This is a genomic window from Caballeronia sp. M23-90 (assembly GCF_053574605.1).
The window spans coordinates 1-2,412 of record NZ_JBSIPA010000681.1 but is presented as its reverse complement, the minus strand read 5'-3'; the positions used below and the strand labels follow the sequence as shown (position 1 = coordinate 2,412).

General features: G+C 59.4%; 3 protein-coding genes and 1 pseudogene. 1 reads left to right on the top strand and 3 read right to left on the bottom strand.

Going from position 1 to position 2,412, the window contains the following annotated elements; genetic code table 11:
• From ACRXB1_RS34590 to ACRXB1_RS34580, 3 genes are all read right to left on the bottom strand, one after another.
• Positions 1-1,253, bottom strand: a 1,253-nt coding sequence (locus ACRXB1_RS34590; RefSeq protein WP_449494601.1) for a class I SAM-dependent methyltransferase, incomplete at its 3' end; no start/stop codon positions are given.
• Between the two features lie 136 nt (positions 1,254-1,389).
• Positions 1,390-1,917 carry an acyl-CoA thioesterase gene (locus ACRXB1_RS34585; RefSeq protein ID WP_062167299.1) on the bottom strand — a complete coding sequence of 176 codons (528 nt, stop codon included), beginning with the start codon at positions 1,915-1,917 and terminating at the stop codon, positions 1,390-1,392.
• 101 nt (positions 1,918-2,018) lie between these two features.
• Complete coding sequence (locus ACRXB1_RS34580; protein WP_155524226.1) at positions 2,019-2,162, bottom strand: hypothetical protein; 144 nt, start codon at positions 2,160-2,162, stop codon at positions 2,019-2,021.
• 138 nt (positions 2,163-2,300) lie between these two features.
• Between ACRXB1_RS34580 and ACRXB1_RS34575 the strand changes: the two are divergent.
• Positions 2,301-2,412 (top strand): annotated as a pseudogene (locus tag ACRXB1_RS34575) (transcriptional regulator); the annotation flags it as partial.

Below are 2,412 nucleotides of genomic sequence, written 5' to 3'. Positions count from 1 at the left end.
TGTGCATCCCAGGGCTCTCCGCGCTCGGCCCGCGAAAACAAGGCGGTGTTGAGCCGGTCCGCTGTGGCACGCGGTTGTTCCGGGCCATAACGGACGACCGTCTCGCCAATGGCAATGGATAAACGCAGCAACTTCAGGATTGCATCGAGCGGAAGTCCTGCAAGCTCGGGGGCGTCGAAGACTTCCGCGAGCGTGGTTTCAGACCGGCGCAGAAGATCGAACAATGACTTGTGAAAAGTGTCAGCGCGCGTGATCGTGGAGTGTTCCAGGCTCACCTCCGACTTGTAGACCATCGCCGGGTTGCCCCACAAATGAACGTGCCGGGCCTGCTCGCGCAGGCGGATATCACTGAGCGACACTTTGCCCCTCACGAAGATATCCGAGCGAAATCCCCGGTTGGCAAAATAATCGCGCACCTCCTCTGCTTCGATAGGATCGGTGACCGTTTCGAGCATTTTCCGCTGGTTTTCACCCAGCCACGAAACGGGCGCCATGTGAGCAAATCGCGCGCTGCCCGCAAAGCTCAGCTTGGCCTCCGCCATTTCGCGTGCAATGTCCGTGATGTGAAACGGCGTCCATTTAGCGTGCAGGTACTCGTGGACAAGATAGTTTTTATCGAGGTTTTGAAAGCCGTCCACGCGGCTCGCCGAGTCAGGGTTGCGCACGAAGTGCAGCGCTTCAAGGCCCTTCACCTTCGTTACCAGTTCGTTGCCCTTCGTCCAAGCGTCGCTGCCCTTTCCGGCACCGAGCATCAGCAGCCGTTGCAGCGGCATGATCTGCGCGCAACCAACCATTGCGTTGTAGCTCACCTGCACAACACCGCCCGGCTTCAGATATCGCGTGAGGAACTGCATGATGTGTGCCCGCGTGTCATCCGATACCCACGAGATGATGCCGTGCAGCGTAATGTAGTCGAACAAGGGCAGAGCGACCTTGCCTTGCGCGAGCTCGCGAAAGCCGTTTTCAAGCAGCGTGAGGTTCGGCAGGCGCGCTTCGTCGCGTATGGATGAAGCGCTCAGCACGTGCAGCGGGTTGAAATCGCAGGCATGGAACTCGCCGTTCGGATGCGTCGCAGCGAGGATGAGCGACGTCAGTCCCTGACCGAATCCAAGTTCGCAATAAGTGAATTTTTCGAGCGATGGCGGCTGTACGCGCTGCATCACGAGGCATGCGTTCAGGAAGCTAGGACTTTGTTCCTGATAGTAACCAGTCGTGTAGGCGACCGAGCTGTTATAGCCGGCTGTCCAGGTCATTGGTGTTTCCTCATTCATGTTTGGAGTTGTGCTTTAGCCCGTTCGGCGGCCAACGCACGGGCTGCCGAACTATGCCGACAACGCACACACTCATGAATGAGAAACGTCTTATTTACTTGTTTTGCCCGGCGAATTTCTAGACCTTGCCGGCCGCGACCTCTTCCGGCTTCAGCTCCACGATGGCATCGAGTGCGTCCTTCACGTCCATCGCGTATCTTGCGAGCCGTTTTTGCTCGTCGGTCACCGGCACGAAGGACGGGACCGGCACGGGCTTGCCCTGTTCGTCGACGGCGACGAACACCATCAGGCAATCCGTCGTCTGTTGCAGGACGCCGCTCTTGGGATCGCCGGCATGCACCGAGATATGCAGATGCATGCTCGTCCGCCCGGTTGCGACAACCCGTGCGCGGAGTTCCACGAGATTGCCGACGAGGATGGGCCGGCGAAAGCGGATGTTACCCACGCTCACTGTCACGCAATAACGCCCCGACCAAACGGCGGCGCATGCATACGCCGTCTCGTCCATCCACTTCATCAATGCGCCGCCGTGGACCTTCCCGCCGAAGTTGACGGACGTTGGCTCGGCGAGGAAACGAAACGTGGTTTCCGACCGATCGTTGATGGGGGCATCCGTGGAATCTGAAAGCGGCGCTGCAGTGTTCATGTCGATGTAAGGCACGCCCAGCGGGGCTGCCGGTCAAGTGGAGTTGCCGAATTATACGAGTCGCAAAATGCGGACGGGCTTACGACAACCATCCAACGATCCTATTTGCGCACCGAGATACCCTCGTCCACCACGCCGTACATCGTGATGCCGCTCGACCCGCTCGCCGACGACGATCCGCCCGACGCTCCCGCGCATCCGGCGCATACCGCCGCAAGCAACGCCACAACCAACAGTTTCAGCATGACAAGCTCCTGCAAGACCGCACTTCAAGATGGAACATTATTCTAGCCCGGTGCCCCGGGGCGCATCGATACTTCACGCCGCAGTGAAACATCGCGTGCACAAAGCCGCTAAAGTCGAGGCAATCGAAGGAGGTTCCCATGACTCTCAATCACGACGATGCACGTCCGTTCCCGGGTTTGTCGCGGATTGGCGCGCTGCTTGCCGACCCCGGACGCGCCGCCATGCTCTGGGCGCTGATGGACGGCACCA